Origin of the sequence: Pseudomonas sp. 18058, from assembly GCF_902706155.1 — a bacterium.
GTDB lineage: Bacteria > Pseudomonadota > Gammaproteobacteria > Pseudomonadales > Pseudomonadaceae > Aquipseudomonas > Aquipseudomonas rustica.
The window spans coordinates 1-1,667 of sequence record NZ_CACSJY010000116.1; the positions used below are offsets into that span (position 1 = coordinate 1).

Below are 1,667 nucleotides of genomic sequence, written 5' to 3' on the forward strand. Positions count from 1 at the left end.
ACGAAGCATTCTTTATCGGCGCTTTGGTGGAAGGGGTGGGGCCGATGTCTCCCACAGTCTGTACTGGGCTAACAGTCAGAAGCTGGCTTTTGGTCCCACCCACCCCTTCGAGTCCTACCATACAAGCGGGCTTGCTCGCGAATGCGGTTCGTCAGCCAAACTTTTACTGGCTGATACACCGCTTTCGCGAGCAAGCTCGCTCCCACAGGGTTTGTGTTGTGTCATCAAGTCAGCACATTGGCTCAATCACCCCTACCTGAAATCCCGCGATCATCGGTGCCACTTCAATTGCTGCTGGCCTCCGACCATGATCGATTGCGCTCCCTCGCGTCTCACCCTGCTGGCCCTGCTCTGTGGTCTGTCCGGAACCGGCGCCGCCAGCGATTTCTTTGACGACGCGAAAACCGAAATCCTTCTGCGCAATTTCTACCTGAGCAACGACTACCGATCCCCCTCACCTAGCGGAAAAAACTATAAACAGGAATGGGCGCAGGGTTTTATCGGAACCTACTCATCAGGTTTCACTGAAGGAACGCTTGGCTTTGGCATCGACGCCCACGCCTTTTCCGGGTTTAAACTCGATGGCGGCAAGGGTCATTCCGGCACGGGTTTGCTGCCGATCGACAGTGACGGCCGCAGCGAAAGCAACTACTCCAGTGCCGGCGGCGCACTCAAGCTGAAAACCTCGCGCACCACTCTGGCGTTCGGCGAAATGACCGTAGAAACGCCGGTCTTCGACACCTCCGACAAACGCCTGCAACCGGAATACGCCACGGGTTTGCTGCTCAACAGCCGAGAGATCGACCACCTCAATCTGGTCGCCGGTCATTTCACCGCATTCAAGAATCAGGACAGCTCATCGGGCAAAGGCGATTTTTACGGCTACGGCGCCAACACCGAAGCCGGCGGCATCAGTTTTATCGGCGCCGATCTGTTGGCGGACAGCCCACTCGGCGGCGCGCTCTACGCCTCCGACCTGAGCGACACCTGGCGCCAGTACTACGGCAATCTGCACTTCAAGCAATCCGGCCTGCTGCTCGACGCCAACCTCTACCACACCCGCGATACCGGCCAGGCGCTGGCCGGCGCGATCGACAACACAGCGTTCAGCCTGTCCGGCAAATACGCCTTCGGCCCGCACGCAGTAATGCTCGGCTGGCAGCGAGTCAATGGCGACACACCGTTCGATTTCGTCGGCGGCGACTCGATCTACCTCGCCAACTCGATCAAATACGCCGACTTCAACGGCGCCCACGAACGCTCCTGGCAAGCACGCTACGACCTCGACTTCGGCGCCTTCGGCATCCCCGGCCTGACCTTCATGACCCGCTACGTCGCCGGCGACCACATCGACGGCACCCACGCCCCGGTTGGCGGTGCGTATCAACTGCAGCAAGGTGATGGCGGCAAACACTGGGAGCGCGACATCGACATGAAATACATCGTCCAGTCCGGCGCGGCAAAAGACCTCTCAGTACAACTTTCCCACGTCTCCCACCGCGCGAACGTAGCCCAGGCCGGCGACGACATCGACCGTATCTACATCGTCATCCAATACCCGCTCGCCTTCTGACAGAACAATCACCCTGCCCGAAACACAATCAAAACTGTGGGAGCGGGCTTGCTCGCGAAAGCGGCGCATCAGTCGCCCGCAATGTTGACTGACC

The 1,667-nt window shown here is 59.3% G+C and carries 1 protein-coding gene; it reads left to right on the plus strand.

Features of this window, described 5'->3' with window-relative positions; all coding sequences use genetic code 11:
* Positions 1-307 precede the first annotated feature (307 nt).
* Complete coding sequence (locus GVL50_RS28400) at positions 308-1,573, plus strand: OprD family porin (protein ID WP_159815843.1); 1,266 nt, start codon at positions 308-310, stop codon at positions 1,571-1,573.
* Positions 1,574-1,667: the final 94 nt, after the last annotated feature.